Origin of the sequence: Amycolatopsis sp. SB7-3 (assembly GCF_041021335.1) — a bacterium.
GTDB classification, from domain to species: Bacteria; Actinomycetota; Actinomycetes; order Mycobacteriales; family Pseudonocardiaceae; genus Amycolatopsis; species Amycolatopsis japonica.
In genome coordinates this window covers 1,079,886-1,095,134 of sequence record NZ_JBFPJQ010000002.1, presented here as the reverse complement: position 1 = coordinate 1,095,134, position 15,249 = coordinate 1,079,886, and the positions used below count along the sequence as shown (strand labels likewise).

At 68.9% G+C, this 15,249-nt stretch carries 13 protein-coding genes; 9 read left to right on the top strand and 4 right to left on the bottom strand.

Translation table 11 applies throughout. The features are described 5' to 3' along the window. Positions 1 to 28: 28 nt before the first annotated feature. Complete coding sequence (locus AB8M46_RS23215; protein WP_394361748.1) at positions 29 to 1,153, top strand: HAF repeat-containing protein; 1,125 nt, start codon at positions 29 to 31, stop codon at positions 1,151 to 1,153. Positions 1,154 to 1,386: 233 nt separating this feature from the next. Here the strand turns inward: AB8M46_RS23215 and AB8M46_RS23210 are convergent, their stop codons facing one another. Beyond that, positions 1,387 to 1,800 carry a hypothetical protein gene (locus AB8M46_RS23210; protein ID WP_394361547.1) on the bottom strand — a complete coding sequence of 138 codons (414 nt, stop codon included), beginning with the start codon at positions 1,798 to 1,800 and terminating at the stop codon, positions 1,387 to 1,389. A 419-nt stretch (positions 1,801 to 2,219) separates the two neighbouring features. Here AB8M46_RS23210 and AB8M46_RS23205 point away from each other — a divergent pair, with 419 nt between their 5' ends. From AB8M46_RS23205 to AB8M46_RS23195, 3 genes are all read left to right on the top strand, one after another. Continuing rightward, positions 2,220 to 3,095, top strand: coding sequence for an aminoglycoside phosphotransferase family protein (locus AB8M46_RS23205; RefSeq protein WP_394361747.1), 876 nt, complete (start codon positions 2,220 to 2,222; stop codon positions 3,093 to 3,095). Positions 3,096 to 3,132: 37 nt separating this feature from the next. Continuing rightward, positions 3,133 to 3,660, top strand: coding sequence for a hypothetical protein (locus AB8M46_RS23200; RefSeq protein WP_037339374.1), 528 nt, complete (start codon positions 3,133 to 3,135; stop codon positions 3,658 to 3,660). Positions 3,661 to 4,006: 346 nt separating this feature from the next. Beyond that, positions 4,007 to 7,321 carry a fibronectin type III domain-containing protein gene (locus tag AB8M46_RS23195; RefSeq protein ID WP_394361546.1) on the top strand — a complete coding sequence of 1,105 codons (3,315 nt, stop codon included), beginning with the start codon at positions 4,007 to 4,009 and terminating at the stop codon, positions 7,319 to 7,321. Here the strand turns inward: AB8M46_RS23195 and AB8M46_RS23190 are convergent. Beyond that, positions 7,299 to 7,739, bottom strand: coding sequence for a DUF6463 family protein (locus AB8M46_RS23190; RefSeq protein ID WP_394361545.1), 441 nt, complete (start codon positions 7,737 to 7,739; stop codon positions 7,299 to 7,301). The two genes, AB8M46_RS23195 and AB8M46_RS23190, sit on opposite strands and share 23 nt — an antisense overlap. A gap of 99 nt (positions 7,740 to 7,838) precedes the next feature. On the opposite strand from AB8M46_RS23190, the gene AB8M46_RS23185 reads away from it, so the two are divergent. Both AB8M46_RS23185 and AB8M46_RS23180 read left to right on the top strand, forming a co-directional pair. After that, complete coding sequence (locus tag AB8M46_RS23185; RefSeq protein ID WP_394361544.1) at positions 7,839 to 8,429, top strand: TetR/AcrR family transcriptional regulator; 591 nt, start codon at positions 7,839 to 7,841, stop codon at positions 8,427 to 8,429. 106 nt (positions 8,430 to 8,535) lie between these two features. Continuing rightward, complete coding sequence (locus tag AB8M46_RS23180) at positions 8,536 to 10,959, top strand: glucan 1,4-alpha-glucosidase (protein ID WP_378428868.1); 2,424 nt, start codon at positions 8,536 to 8,538, stop codon at positions 10,957 to 10,959. A gap of 450 nt (positions 10,960 to 11,409) precedes the next feature. Here the strand turns inward: AB8M46_RS23180 and AB8M46_RS23175 are convergent, their stop codons facing one another. Next, on the bottom strand, positions 11,410 to 12,045 hold the full coding sequence (locus tag AB8M46_RS23175; RefSeq protein ID WP_394361543.1) for a DUF1345 domain-containing protein: 636 nt from the start codon (positions 12,043 to 12,045) through the stop codon (positions 11,410 to 11,412). Positions 12,046 to 12,253: 208 nt separating this feature from the next. Between AB8M46_RS23175 and AB8M46_RS23170 the strand changes: the two genes are divergently transcribed. Both AB8M46_RS23170 and AB8M46_RS23165 read left to right on the top strand, forming a co-directional pair. After that, entirely contained in the window at positions 12,254 to 13,477 is a 1,224-nt protein-coding gene (locus AB8M46_RS23170; protein WP_394361542.1) for a hypothetical protein, read from the top strand. Further along, complete coding sequence (locus AB8M46_RS23165) at positions 13,474 to 13,899, top strand: hypothetical protein (protein ID WP_394361541.1); 426 nt, start codon at positions 13,474 to 13,476, stop codon at positions 13,897 to 13,899. The genes AB8M46_RS23170 and AB8M46_RS23165 overlap by 4 nt, the downstream gene beginning before the upstream one ends. On the opposite strand, the gene AB8M46_RS23160 is transcribed toward AB8M46_RS23165, so the two are convergent. Next, positions 13,881 to 14,282 carry a winged helix-turn-helix transcriptional regulator gene (locus AB8M46_RS23160; RefSeq protein WP_394361540.1) on the bottom strand — a complete coding sequence of 134 codons (402 nt, stop codon included), beginning with the start codon at positions 14,280 to 14,282 and terminating at the stop codon, positions 13,881 to 13,883. The genes AB8M46_RS23165 and AB8M46_RS23160 overlap by 19 nt on opposite strands. A gap of 98 nt (positions 14,283 to 14,380) precedes the next feature. Between AB8M46_RS23160 and AB8M46_RS23155 the strand changes: the two genes are divergently transcribed. Continuing rightward, the gene (locus tag AB8M46_RS23155; RefSeq protein ID WP_394361539.1) at positions 14,381 to 15,244 is read left to right on the top strand and encodes an alpha/beta fold hydrolase; all 864 of its coding nucleotides are present in this window, start codon (positions 14,381 to 14,383) and stop codon (positions 15,242 to 15,244) included. Positions 15,245 to 15,249 lie beyond the last annotated feature (5 nt).

Sequence of the window (15,249 nt, the reverse complement as noted above, 5' to 3'; positions counted from 1 at the left end):
GAATCGTGTGCCTGTCGCGCGAAGACGGATGTTCACCCTGGTGGCGGCTCTCGCCGTGGTCACCGGCGCGGTGACGGGGACCGCGCGGGCCACCACGACGGGGCCGGTGGACCTCGGCACGTTGCCGGGAGACGACGAGAGCACGGTCCTCGCGGTCAACGAGGCGGGGGAGATGGTGGGGCTGTCGCTCACGGGCCCGACCCCGAAGCGCAGCCATCCGGTTCGCTGGGACGCCAACGGCCAGATCATGGCGCTGCCCACGCCGGGAGGCACCGAGGGGCAGGCGCGCGACATCAACAGCTTCGGGGTGTCCGCGGGCTACGTGCTGACGGCGACCACCGCCGTACCCGCTCGCTGGGACGCCGCGGGTCAGGCGACTTTGCTGCAGCTTCCGCCCGGCTATCACAACGCCACCGCGTGGGCGATCAGCGACACCGACGTCGTCGTCGGGGCCTGGCTGACGCCGGCCGAGCAGTACCACGGGTTCCGCTGGGATCCCGATGGCACGGCCACCGACCTAGGCACGTTGCCCGGCGAGACCTGGAGCATGGCCGAGGGCATCTCCGGCGACGGCACCATCATCGTCGGCAGTGCCGTCCGCTCCGCGGCGAACCAGGCCGCGCGGTGGGTGAACGGCGGGCCGATCACCGAGCTGGCGCCGCAAGGGGTGAGCAGCGGCGCGAGCCGGATCAACAAGGGCGGAGTGGCCGCCGGTGTCCTGCGGGAGACCAGCAGCGGGCCGCCGATCCCGGCGAAATGGGATCGGGACGGTGTGATCCATCCCCTGGACTGGCCCAGCCCGTACTCGGTGTGGATCTATGGGATCGGCTCCACGGGTTACGTGGTCGGCAGCGGCTATCTCAACCCGCCGCGCCGATCGGCCCTGCTGTGGGATCTCGACGGCGACGTCATCGCGTTGCCTGACGACGGCCTCGGCGCCGACGCCGAAGCGGTCGACTCGCAAGGCACCGTGGTGGGCACTTTCCGGAGCAAGGCGACGGTCTGGTTCCGCGACGGGGAACGCAGGCAGCTCGGCACGCTGCCCGGCGGCACCCGCGGCCAGGGTTACCGGATCACGGACAACGGCCGCGTCGTCGGAACCGCTTCGAACGCGGCCGGGAAGTCGCACGCGGTGTACTGGACCCTCGGCTAGGGGCAGATCTGCGTCGCGAAAGCCACTTTCGAGACGTCAGATGTCCCGAAAGTGGCTTTCGCGACACCGGATATCGGCAGCCCGGCCGGTCAGCCGAGGTGGACGACCGTGGTCCGTTCGCCGTCGGTCACCGCGAAGCGTCGCCGGATTTCGTCCACGGCGACGCGTCTGGGGCCCGAGAAGGATCTGGCAGACACGATCGGGCCTTCCGCGTGACCGGTCGGGAGGTCGGGTCAGGCGGCGATCAGGTCTCCGGTGGCCCCATCGTAGAGGCGCGGATGGTCATACAGGGCAAGGAAATCACCGGCGAACGGAACGACATCGCCCGCGGGCTGGTCCAGCTGACTACGCCAGACGAACGACCGGTCGGCGAGAGACCATCGGGCCAGCATGGTGGGGCCGAGGTCGTCGGGGCCGTCCGGGTCGTTTTCCTCCGTGGACGTGCTGATCACGATGCCTTCGCCGACGAAGCAAGCGCCCGCGACCTCGGCCTGGACGACACCGATCTGAGTGAACACGTCTCCCACCGAGTCGAGCGTCGTAGGGTCGGCCAGCGCCTTCTCCAGGTCGTAGACCGCCAAGCCGTACCAGGGCTGCCAGACCCAGCCGGCACTGAGCAAGTACCGGCCGTCCGGCGAGACCGCCAACCGTCCTGCCGTCGGGCAGGGTGCACAACACCAGCGGATAGCGGTAGGCATCCGCCTTGTAACCGCTGCGGGTGAGCTCGCGGATCGGACGGCCGTCCGGCGAGACCAGCAGCCCGGTCGTGCCGGTATCGGTCATCAGCGCGATCAGGTCGCGGCGGGGAGAGATCGCCACCGTGTCGAACGTTTCGCAGTACTCGCCGAACAACGTGGAATCCGGTGACACGTGGTGGAGTGTTTCTCCGATCCAGACCAGCGCCTTCGTACCCGCGACAGCGGTGACTTCGCGTCGAATTTCTCGCACGGACTGCAGCCTGCCCGACCCCGCGCCGGAAGTCCGCCGAATATCCACTGGACGGCACGACGAGACTCGGAGTGTGGACTCCCGTCGACCGAAGAGCGCTACGCCGGACCTGGGCCCGATGCCGCGGCGCATCACCGTGGACGCGCCGCAGGTGCGCGCGCTGCTGAGCGAGCAGTTCCCGGAGTGGGCCGGTCTTCCGGTCCGCCCGGTTGCCGAATCCGGGTGGGACAACAGGACTTTCCGGATCGGTGACGACATGGTGGCACGGCTGCCGAGCGCCGCCGAGTACGCCTTGGCGGTGGACAAGGAACAGCGCTGGCTCCCGGCGCTCGCTCCCCGGTTGCCGGTGCCCGTCCCGGTTCCGCTGGCGAAGGGTCGTCCTGGCGCGGGCTATCCCTTCGAGTGGTCGGTCTACCGATGGCTCGACGGCGAGCCCGCGAGTCCCGCTCGTATCTCCGACCCGGTCCGGTTCGCCCTCGACCTCGCCGGTTTCCTGGCGGCGTTGCGGACCATCGACACCACGGGCGGCCCGCGACCCGGCAAGCACAACTGGTTCCGGGGCGCCACCCTGCGCACTTACGACGCGCAGACCGAGCGCGCGCTCGCGGCGTTGGACGGCGACATCGACACCGGCCAGGCCCGCGAGATCTGGAAGGCCGCGCTGGACAGCCCTTGGGACGGAACGGATCGCTGGTTCCACGGTGACTTCGCGCCGGGGAATCTCCTGCTCGACGGCGGGGGACTGGCGGCCGTCATCGATTTCGGCACCTGTGGCGTCGGGGATCCGTCCTGCGACTTGGCGATCGCCTGGACGTCGCTGACCGCCGACGGCAGGCGAGCGTTCCGCGAGCGGCTTTCGGTCGACGATTCCGAATGGGAGCGTGGCCGTGGGTGGGCGCTGTGGAAGGCCTTGATCACCCGCGTGCGGACGCGGGACCGCGTCGACGAGGAAGCGGTGAACGCGCGCCGCGTCTTGGCCGCGATCGCTGAGTGACACTCGCCGGGCGGCCGATCGTGGTTGGATCGATCGCATGTCTTCCATCGTCGTCGCCGTGATCGCAGCCGTCGCCTCGGTCTCCGCGGCGGTGGTCGCCGGGATCTTCGCGCTGGCCGCGCGCCGTCTCGAGGCGCGGGTGCAGAGCGCCGACCAGGTCCGCGAACGGATCTCCGAGCAGAAACGCGAGATGTGCGAACCCGTCGTCGACATGCTTGAGCGCATGTTCACCACCGACGACCTGCCCACGGAAGAGGAACTGAAGCACAAGCGCCGCTTCGACACCTGGGTGAACGTCTACGGCTCGGACGGCATCGTCAAGGCGTACTCCCGCCTCATGCAGGGCCTTCCGGCCGGGGCGCCGCCGGACATCCAGTTCCGCCTCTACGCGGACTTCCTGATCGAGGTCCGCAAGGACATCGGCGACCCGGGTACCGCGGTCGACCGGATGCAGATCCTCGGGCCGCGCTCGGCGAACCTCTCGGATCGCCGGAGCCTGACCGACGCCGACCTCGACACGGTCTGCAAACGCCTCGGCTGGGTCCCGCCCTGGCGCGGCAAGTAGGCCGACCCGATCGCGGCCCTGTTGGCCAGTAACCACCCTCGCGGGGGTGGCGGCGGACGTTTTGGGGGCGCGGCTGACAGATTCGCGAACGGCGAATCGACCGCGTATGACAAAGACGAAGAATGGTCGCGCGGGCTCTGTGATTTTCCTTGCCTGCCGAGCCTTGCGGGTGTGTTAATTCCCTGTGGCATACCCGTAAATGTGCACACGCGCCCGCTGGGAAGGGCCCGCGAAAGCGGCCATTAATCGTTTGTCCGATGGTTTCGGCGGGTGTGGTCTATGTGTTGGAGAGGGACCTGTGAAACACAGAAGACGTAGTCGAAGACTGGCCGGGGGCATCGCCGTCGTGAGCACGGCGGCCTTGGTGGCACTGGGTCTCGCGATCGGCTCGGGCACCAGTGCCGCGGCTCCGGGTGAGCTCACGCAGAATTACTCGTGCCCGTTCCCGTTGATCGGCAATCAGAACGTCTCGGTCACCATCAAGACCACGCAACCTTCGACGATCGAGACCGGGAAACTGACTCCCGCCATCGAGATCACCGCCGTGTCCAACGCGGGCAAGACGGCGACGGAAGGCCTTCGTCTCGTCGGCGCCGAGTCCATCAAGGGCACCGCGAAGGCGACTTCCACCGTGACGATGCCCGGCAGCCAGGGCACGATGACGGTGAAGGTCGATTCCGACGTGCCGAAGCAGCCGATCCCGGCGGCGGGCAACGACCTCGTCGTGAACGCCACGGGCAGCGCGCCCGCGCTGAGGTTCGACCAGCCCGGCACCGCGACGCTCGCCGTGAACAACCTGCAGCTGGTGATGACCCCGCTCAAGGCCGACGGCACCGAAACCGGTCTCGGCACCTTCACTTCGGACTGCACGCTGGCGGCGGGGGCCGAGACCGTCCTGCAGACCTACACGGTGACCGGCTCGCCGGTCACCCCGGAAGCCGTTGTCGGCTCGGGGAACCACCCGCCGCTGAAGCAGGTCTACAGCTGCCCGTTCCCGTTGATCGGCAACCAGGACGTCACGGTCGACATCAACGCCACGCTGCCGAACTCGATCCCAGTGGGCCAGTTCACCCCCAAGATAGACATCACGGCGGTCTCCAACGCGGGCTCGACCGCGACCGAAGGGCTCCGGCTCGTCGGCGCGGAGACCATCAAGGGATCGGCGCTGGCCACCTCGCTGGTCTCGAGCCCGCAGGGGCATCTCGCCGTCGGCGTGCCGACCGCGGTTCCGCAGCAACCCATCCCGCCCAAGGGCAACGACCTGGTGATCAACGCGACCGGTTCCGCGCCGTCGCTGCGGTTCGACCAGCCGGGGACGGCCACGCTGTCGGTGCACGACCTGGTGCTGACCATGACGCCGTTGACCGCCTCCGGTGCGGAGACCGGCCTCGGCACGTTCGTCGCGGACTGCACTCCCGCGAGTGGCCAGGCCAACGTGCTGCACACCTTCACCGTCACCGCTGCGGCGGACACGACCGCGCCGTCGGCTCCCGGCGCCGTGACGGTCGGTGACGTCACCCAGAACAGCGTCGCGCTGTCTTGGGGCGCCGCCACCGACAACGTCGCCGTGACCGGGTACGACGTCTACTCGGGCGCGAACCTCGTCAAGTCCGTGACCGGCACCTCGGCCACGGTCGACGGTCTCACCCCGGACACGGAGTATTCCTTCACCGTCAAGGCGAAGGACGCGGCCGGCAACGTCTCGCCCGCCACCGCGCCCGCGACCGCCCGGACCGCGAAGGCCCCGGACACGCAGGCGCCGACGACGCCCGCGAACGTGCACTCGACCGGAACCACCCAAACCAGTGTGACGCTGGCCTGGGACGCTTCGAGTGACAACGTCGGTGTCACCGGCTACGACGTCTTGAAGGGCACCGAGGTCGTCAAGTCGGTCACGGAACCGCAGGCCACGATCGACGGTCTGGCGGCCGACACCGAGTACTCGTTCACCGTGGTGGCGAAGGACGCCGCGGGCAACCCGTCGGCGGCGAGTGCCGCTGTCACGGTGCGGACGCAGGCGGCGCCCGACACGCAGGCTCCGGGTGTGCCCGGGAACCCGCGCTCGACCGGTACCTCCGCCTCCAGCGTCGGCCTGGCGTGGGACGCGTCGAGTGACAACGTCGGCGTCACCGGTTACGACGTCTACAACGGTGCCACGCTGGTGAAGTCGGTGACCGAAACCAGCGCCACCGTCGACGGTCTCGCCGCCGACACCGAGTACACCTTCACCGTGGTGGCCAAGGACGCGGCCGGGAACAAGTCGGAGCCCAGCGCGCCGGTGACCGCCCGGACCGCCACCGCTCCGGACACCGAAGCGCCCAGCGTTCCGGCCGGTCTCGTCACGAGCGACGTCACCCAGTCCAGCGTCGCGCTGTCCTGGACCGCGTCGAGCGACAACGTCGGTGTCGTCGGCTACGACGTCTTCAACGGCGGCACCTTGGTGAAGTCGGTGGCGGGGACTTCGGCCACTGTGGACGGTCTCGCGCCGGACACGGAGTACTCGTTCACCGTGGTGGCGAAGGATGCCGCGGGCAACGTGTCGGCTCCCAGCGCCGCCGCGACGGCGCGGACGCAGGCCGCGCCGGACACGCAGGCTCCCGCCGCGCCGGGCAACCCGCGTTCCACCGGTACCACGCAGACGAGCGTGAACCTCGAATGGAACGCGGCGACGGACAACGTCGGTGTCACCGGCTATGACGTCTTCAACGGCACCACGCTGGTGAAGTCGGTGGCGGGGACTTCGGCCACTGTGGACGGTCTCACGGCTGACACGGAGTACTCGTTCACCGTGGTGGCGAAGGACGCCGCGGGCAACACGTCGACCCCGAGCGCCGCCGTCACCGTCCGGACGCAGGCCGCGCCGGACACGGTGGCTCCCGGCGTGCCGGGTAACCCGCGGTCCACCGGCACCACGCAGACCAGCGTGAGCCTCGCGTGGGACGCGGCGACGGACAACGTCGGTGTCACGGGGTACGACGTCTTGAAGGGCACCGAGGTCGTCAAGTCGGTCACGGGGACTTCGGCCACTGTGGACAGTCTCACGGCCGACACGGAGTACACCTTCACCGTGGTCGCCAAGGACGCCGCGGGGAACAAGTCGGCCGCCAGCGCGCCGGTCACGGCGAAGACCAAGCCGAACACGTCCCCGGTCGTCAAGTACAGCTACGACCTGACCGGCAAGACGCAGCTGAAGAAGCTCTCCGGCCCGATCGACCTGCGCGGTGGCATCAACGCCGCGATCAGCCTGGCGAACGGGACCTTCGAGGCCGACCTGACGCTGAACCCGACGAGCGCGAACCTCACGCTCTGGGGCTTCGTCCCGGTCAACGCGAAGATCGAGTTCGCGTCGGCGGGCAAGACCACCGGCACGCTGGCCGACGGCGTGCTCAAGTCGACCTCGGCGGTGACGGTTAAGCTGCCGCGGATCAGCGTCTTCGGCTTCCCGGTCTCGGCGAGCGCGAAGTGCCAGACGAAGACGCCGGCTCAGATCCCGCTGCAGTCGAAGGCGGGCTTCGACCCGCTGGCCGGTGGCAAGCTCACCGGCTCCTACACCCTGCCGCCGCTGCAGGGCTGTGGATTCCTCAACGACATCATCACCGGTGTCACCTCCGGCCCCGGCAACACGGTGGAGGTGAACCTCAAGCCGCGTCCGGTCGGCTGATCCCGCGCACCAGCTGATCCGGCCCCGTCGCATCCCGCGGCGGGGCCGGTTCGCTGCGCCGGATTCCGGCCAGCAGGAGCGCGGTCGCGACCAGGAGGATCGGCCAAGGGGTGAACAGGAGGACCGCGGCGATCAGCAGGGTCCAGATGCCCAGCGCCCAGGCGAGGAACAGGGGAGGGGTGATGCCGCGCCGCTCCAGCCAGAGCACGGTCAGGCCGACCAGGACGAGCGGCACACCGAAACTGGCCGCGCTGAGCCAGAAGGCGCTGTTCGCGGGGCTCATGGCGGCGAGATCGTCGTGCCACAACGCCCCGCTGAACCAGGTGCCGGCGTGACCGGCGGCCTTCATCACCGTCAGGGCGCCCAAGGTGTGGGCCGCGCCGAACAAGGTGATGAGCCAACCCGCCCATTTGATCATGTCCACTCCCCAGGTCGTGTTATACGGTTGCGTATAAAGGCAGGCTAGACCGGTTATACGGTGGCGTACAACCAGTGGAGAGGTGAGGTGGGCCACGGCATGGGCGCATTGCGCACACCGCGGGAGAAGTGGGTCGAAGAAGGTCTGCGGGCGCTGGCGGAGGGTGGGGTGGACGCGGTGCGCGTCGAGGCGCTGGCCAAGGCGCTCGGCGTGACGAAGGGCGGGTTCTACGGCTACTTCGCCGACCGCGCGGCTCTGCTGGAGGCGATGCTGGACGCCTGGGAGTACGAAAGCGTCGACGAGGTCCTCGCTCGCGTCGAGCGGGAGGGGTGCGACGCGCGGGACAAGGTCCGGCTGGCCGGGCGGCTCACCTTCTCCGGCGGCCGGCTGCTGCCCATCGATCTGGCCGTGCGTGACTGGGCTCGCCGCGACGATGCCGTGGCCGAACGCCTGCGACGCGTGGACAACCGGCGAATGCAGCTGGCCAGAGACGGGATCGCCACGTTCTGCGATGATCCCGATGAGGTCGAAGCCCGGGCGCTGCTCGCCTTCTGTGCGGCCATCGGTAACCACTTTCTCGCCGCCGACCACCCCGGGCAGACCCGTATCCAGGTCCTCGCTCGCGCCGCCGACCTCATTCTCGGCGGCCCGCCCAGTGATCCTGGCCGATTCACCGGACCACCGGCGTAACTGGTCCGGGTTACTCCGATCGGCCCTGCCGGGCGCGACGGTTCAGGTAATAAGTTGCCGCTAACAACAAATCCTGCCGTCGATGAAGCCTGTGGGAAGGACCCTCATGAAGTCACCGAAGCGGCATCGCGCGATAGTCGCGCTGTTGACCGTGCCGGCACTCCTGGCCGCCACGCCGGTGAGCGCCGCTCCCTTGGCGGACGCGCCGGGCGCACCGGGTACCGGGGCGGCCTGGACGACCGGGGGCAAGGAAGGTTTCGGTACCGCCGCCGGGGCCGCGTCGAAGGTGTGGTTCACCCTCGGCCAGGGCATCAACCACGAGATCTATTACCCGACCGTGGACACCGCCAACGTCCAGGACCTGCAGTACGTGGTGTCCGACGGCGCCGGGTTCACGCAGCTGGAACGCGATCACACCACCAAACAGCTCGTGCTCACCGATCCGCGTTCGCTGAGCTACCGGCAGATCAACACCGCCACCAACGGCCGGTATCGCATCACCAAGACCCACACCGCCGACCCGGCGCGGTCCACCGTGCTGATCCAGACCAGGTTCGAGGTGCTCAGCGGCGGTCCGCTGCAGTTGTACGCGCTGTACAACCCGTCGCTGAACAACAGCGGTATGGGGGACACGGGCGCCACGTCCGGCGGGCAGCTGGTCGCTTCGGACGGGCCGGTGTCGAGCGCGTTGGCCGCCTCCACCGGTTTCGTCAAGGCGACCAGCGGCTACAGCGGGACCGCGAGCGACGGTTACGTCGACCTGAGTGGCGACCACGTCCTCGGCGCGCAGTACGACTCGGCCTCGACACCCGGCAATCTGGTGCAGCTGGGGCAGATTCCCGTGGGGACCGACACGACCTTCACGCTCGCAGTCGGTTTTGGGAGTGATCGCGGTGCCGCGTCGGCGAACGCGTCGGCCTCGCTCGCGGGTGGTTTCGCGGCGGCGGACACCGCGTACCGGTCCGGCTGGAACGGCTATCTCTCGTCGCTGGCCGCGGTACCCCGGTCGATCTCGGGTGCCGGGCTGACCACGCAGTACAACGTCGCGTTGATGACCCTCAAAGCCCACGAGGACAAGACCTATCCCGGGGCGAACGTCGCGTCGCTCACCAATCCGTGGGGTGAGGCGAAGGACGCGAACGGCACGGGGGACTGCGGGTACCACGCCGTCTGGTCTCGCGACCTCTACCAGGTCTCGACCGCGCAGATCGCGGCGGGCGACTCGGCGGCGGCCAACCGGTCGGTCGACTACCTGTTCACCGTGCAGCAGCGGGCGGACGGTTCCTTCCCGCAGAACACCCGGCTCGACGGCACCAACTGCTGGACCAGCCTGCAGATGGACGAGGTCGCCTTCCCGATCGTGCTCGCGTGGCAGCTGGGCCGGTTCGACGCGGGGATGTGGGCGAAGGTGAAGAAGTCCGCGGACTTCCTCGTCGCACGCGGCCCCTCCACGCCGCAGGAACGCTGGGAGGAGAACGGCGGCTACTCGCCGTCCACCATCGCCGCGGAGATCGCCGGTCTGATCTGTGCCGCCGACATCGCCGAACGCAACGGGGACACCACGAGCGCCGCGCGTTATCGCCAGCTCGCCGACCAGTGGCAGGCGCAGGTCAGCGCGTGGACGTTCACCACTTCCGGCCCGCTCGGCGACGGCCGGTACTTCCACCGGATCGACGGAAACGGCAATCCGAACGACGGCCAGAACGTCTTCCTGCAGAACGGCGGCGGCAACCACGACGAGCGCGCCATCATCGACGCGGGCTTCCTGGACCTCGTCCGCCTCGGCGTGAAACCGGCGGCCGATCCCGACGTCGCCGCCTCACTGTCCGAAGTGGACTCCACGCTGAAGGTCGACACCCCGAACGGCCCGATGTGGTACCGGTACAACCACGACGGCTACGGCGAGACGGCGTCCGGTGGTCCCTACACTGGCGCCGGCGTCGGACGGCTGTGGCCGCTGCTCACCGGTGAACGCGGCGAATACGAACTGGCCAACGGCCGCTCGGCGACGACGCATCTGGCCACCATGGCGGCCTCGGCGAACGCCGGTTTCCTGATCCCGGAACAGGTTTGGGACCGGCCGAGCGCCGCGGGCTTCACCTTCGGCGAAGGCACCGGTGCGGCGACACCGCTGGCGTGGTCGATGGCGCAGTTCGTCCGGCTGGCGCACTCGATCGACGCCGGTGCCCCGGTCGAGACGCCGTCCGTGGTGAAGCAGCGGTACAGCGCGGCGTGCTCCGGCGTTTCGGCGCAGTTCACGGTGAACGCCACGACCTCATGGGGCCAGAACATCTTCGTCGTCGGCGATCGTGCCGAACTCGGTGCGTGGAACCCGGCGAACGCCGTGCCGCTTTCGTCTGCCAACTATCCTTTGTGGACGGGGAAGGTCGCGCTGCCGAAGGGGGCCGCGTTCCAGTACAAGTACATCCGCAAGGAGGGTGGCGCCGTCGTCTGGGAATCGGGTGCCAATCGCGTCGGTAGCGCTTCGAGTGGCTGCACGTTGGCGTTGAACGACACCTGGCGCCCCTGACGTCGCGCGCAACCGCTTGCCGACGTTGCGAAAGCCACTTTCGCAACCTTCAATGTCGCGAAAGTGGCTTTCGCGACACCCGCACCTTCGGCTTGGTGGGCCGCGTCCCTGATGTTGTTAGTGGTAAGGCGCTTGGCGTCGAGATGGTGGCGGCAGTGGGGTCGTAGTCCGTGAAGGCCTCCTTGCCTACCTTGAGGGTAGTGAAGGGGGCCTTCACGACCCTCCGGAGCGCCGCAGGTGCACCAGTAACCACAGTAGTCACAGCGATCGCGCGTGAAGGTCCCCTTCCCTCGGCTCAGCCGAGGGAAGGAGGCCTTCACGCGTTGCCAAGTACATGAAGGCCCCCTTCCTTGCGCTAGACGCAAGGAAGGGGGCCTTCATGTACTTCAGCAACCCGCTGCCGAAGTCACCGGCAGCCCGATCCTGCTCCGGCTCGGCTGAGCCCGGACTTCAGCCGCTGTTCAAGGCGGACACGACCGCCGCCACGGTCACGGTGTTGAACACGAAGGCGATGATCGCGTGCGTCGTCACCGTCTTGCGCATCTCGCGGGAGACGACGTCCACGTCGGTCGTGCCGAACGTCGTCATCACGGACACCGCGAAGTAGATGTAGTCGGACCACTCGGCGGTTCCCTCGTCGGGGAACCGCATCGCCTTGCCCTCTTCGATCACGTTGTCCGCGTGGTAGGCGATCGCGAAGGACACGAGGACACAGATCCAGGCGACGACGACCAGGGCCACCGCCACTCCCACGCGCATGCCCGCGGGCAGGCTCTCGCCGCCCAGACCGGGCATCCACACGACCGCCACCGCGAGCGCGGCCGCGGCGATGAAGATCGACACTCCCGGCCCAGGCGCCGTCCCGAAGACGTAGCGCTGCACGAACGTGCCGCGGCGCTCCCGGTTCGCCCAGTCCTGGATCTGCTCCGAGGTCGCCGCGCCGAACGCGGCCACTGTCACGACGAGATAGCCGACGAGGTAGGCGAGAAGAACCAGGACGCCGCCGTCCACCGAGGCGAGTGCAAGCACGTCGTCGCCGAACGCGAGCGCCAACGCGGCGACGAGCAGCGCGAACGCGAGGCTCAAGCCGCTCCGGCGCCGCTCGGGCAACCAGATCCGAGCCGTTTGCCGAGACAGTGCCGTCCCCTTTCGCCCGAGTCGAGGGCCAGTGTCGCACCAGGGCCTGTTTCGCAGCGCGCAGGCGGTACTCCATTCCAGTGATGTGACATTTCGTGGCAATATGTCAAACTTCAGGGGTGGCGAAGGGGATATGTCCGGAGTACGAGGGGGACGAATGGGGCAGGGGTTCTCGGTCGAACCGGCCGCGGTACGCGCGCTCGGCGACCTGGTCCTGCGGGCGGGCGCGGGTGCCGACAGCTATCGCCAGTGGTTCGACCGGCTGCTCGGCGCCGGGGCGGGGTTCGACACCGAACGCGGTGAGGGCTTCCTCGCCGCGGCCTGGCCGAAACTGGACCTATGGCAGCGCACGGCATTGAGCCAGTCGAGTTTCGCGGCCGATCTCGCCGCGAGCGGCGGGCACGAACTGCGCTGCGTGGCGCACTGGTACGGCGTGGTGGACGCGCGGGCGGCGGAGTTGCTGGACCGGCTCAACCCGGAGCCGGACGCCGCGCGGATCCCGGCGGACGAGGTGCGTGACCCGGTGGGGGCCGCGTCGTTCCGCGACGCCGTCCCGGTGGGCTACGGCGGCCCCGATCCGGCGGCGGTCAGCGACCCGGCCTGGTGGCCGGTGAAGGCCGAGCAGGAGCGCCAGGAACTGCTCGACCTCGGCGGGTCGCTGGGCGACGTCGCCGAGGTGATCAAGATCCTCACCGGGTCCGACAAGGACTTCATCACCATGATCGCGGACCTGCTCGTCGGCGACTGGACCGTGCTGCAGGAACAGGCGGTGCTCTACAACGACGCCGCGACGGGCCTGGAGAACATCGCGGCGAACATCGACCAGGGCCGGTTCGGGATCCAGGAGGTGTGGGCGGGGGAGGCCGCCGATCGGGCGAAGAACTGGCTGGCCGCCTACCGGGCCTGTGTGCTGCAGCTCGCGCAGTACTTCCGCGGCGCGTGCCGCGCGATCCAGGCGCTGGCGAAGCTCGCGTACCACCTGATGCAGGAGATCCGGCACGGCTACAGCTCGACGATCGACATCGTGCTGATGATCCTCACCAAAGGCAGGAAACTCGGGCTGGAGCGGGGGCTCCGGGTGGTGGACGTGATCAGCGAGCTGCTGGACGAGATCGGTCGCGGCGGCAAGATCGCGAAAATCGTGGAGGACCGCGAGGTACGGGACATCATCCACCTGATCCTGTCCTTCGACGAGGTCGTCGGTGCCATCCAGACGCTGATCAGCGCCGCGCTCGGGCTGGCGCATTCGTTCGCGGGGCAGAAGACCCTCGACGAACTGCTGCAAGCCACCATCGCGATGGGTGAACCGCCGCAGTGGCCGGAGGACTACGAGCACCGGGACGCCGAATGTCCCGCCAAGGGCAAGAGGGTGCTGTTGTGACGGGACACGGTCCGTTCGATTCCGAGCAGGGGGAGCGGGCACGGCAGACGGTGATTCGGTTGCTGGCGGCGACCGGCGGCGCCGCCGGGGATTTCGCCGGCGAGGTGCTCGCCGGGCGACGGCGGCCGCACGAACTGCTGGCCCACGGCCCCCTCCTGGACGAATTCGTCCGGGACGCGCAGGGTTGGTGGAAGCTAGTCGACGCGTTGCCCGCCGAGGAGCGGCAACGCCTCGCCGCGGAAGCCTGGCCCTCCCTGGAACGACAGGTCGGCGAACTGGCCACTTTGGACGTCGACGACGAGGTCGCCGAGCTGGAAGAGCTGGCCGCGCTGGCACAAGGCGCGCCCGCCCCTTCCCGGCGGACCCGTGACGACGACGAGGACGACGACTGGTCCGGCCGCTCCTATCTGGAGCCGCTCTGAGCCGAGGTGTCGTCCGCCGCGTCGCTGATCGCGTTCGCCTCGTCGATCCGTGACATGTGCTCTTCGGCCCAGTTCCGGAGCGCCGCCAGCGGGACGTCCAGTGACAAACCGAGGTCGGTCAGCCCGTAGTGCGCGCGGGGCGGCACGGTGGGCTCCACCCGGCGGACGACGAGACCGTCGCGGACCAGGCTGTGCAAGGTCACCGACAGCATCTTCTGGGACACCCCGGGGATCCGGCGCCGCAGCTCGGCGAACCGCACCTCGTGCGGAGCCGCCTCCGCGAGGACCTTGACCGCCATCGACGTCCATTTCGTTCCGATGCGGTCCAGCAGACGGCGAGTGGGGCATTCGGGGTCGAAGAGATCGCCGCGCCGTGTGGTCACCTGGAGCTCACCACCTGTGTCGAAAGTGCCGTCTTGGCGGCACCACTGAAGTTACCTACGGTTTTCTGGTAACCAATGGTAACCACAGCGGAGGCGACGTGCCCTCATCACGGCGGATCACCGTCAACGGCATCCAGGTCAACGTGACCGTCGCGGGCAGCGGGCCCGCGGTTCTGCTGCTGCACGGGTTCCCGCACACCTGGCGGCTCTGGAGCGAGATCATCGGCCCGCTCGCCGAGCACCACCGGGTCATCGCCCCGGATCTGCGCGGCTTCGGCGACAGCACGCGCGCCGCCGAAGGCTACGACGCGAGCACGCTGGCCTCGGATGTCGAGAGCCTTCTTGACGCGCTCGGCGAACCCAGTGCGGCGGTGGTCGCGATCGACGCCGGCACGCCGGTCGCCTTCCTGCTCGCCCTGCGGCGGCCGGATCTGGTGCGGCGGCTCGTCCTGATGGAGTCGCTGGTGGGCTCGCTGCCCGGCGCCGAGGACTTCCTCGCCGGTGGCCCGCCGTGGTGGTTCGGCTTCCACTCCGTTCCCGGGCTGGGTGAAACGGTCCTTATCGGACACGAAGCGGAGTACGTCGACTGGTTTCTCGCCTCGGGCACCCTCGGGCGTGGTGTGGCGCCGGAGATTCGCGACGCCTTCGTCGACGCCTACACCGGTGGGGAAGCCTTGCGCTGCGCCTTTTCCTACTACCGCGCCATGCCGGTCAGCGCGCGCCAGATCGGTGAGGCGGTCGCGACGCGCCGTCTCACCGTGCCCACGATGGCGATCGGCGCGCATCCCGTGGGCCGTGCACTGGAACGGCAACTGCGTCCCGTCACCGACGATCTCACCGCCCATCTGCTGCCGGACTGCGGCCACATCATCCCGCTGGACAAACCCGGGGAATTGCTCCGCCTGCTGACGCCGTTCCTCGCCGATGGCCCGCGTGTGTCCACAGTGGATCGTGCCCGTTAGGGCAA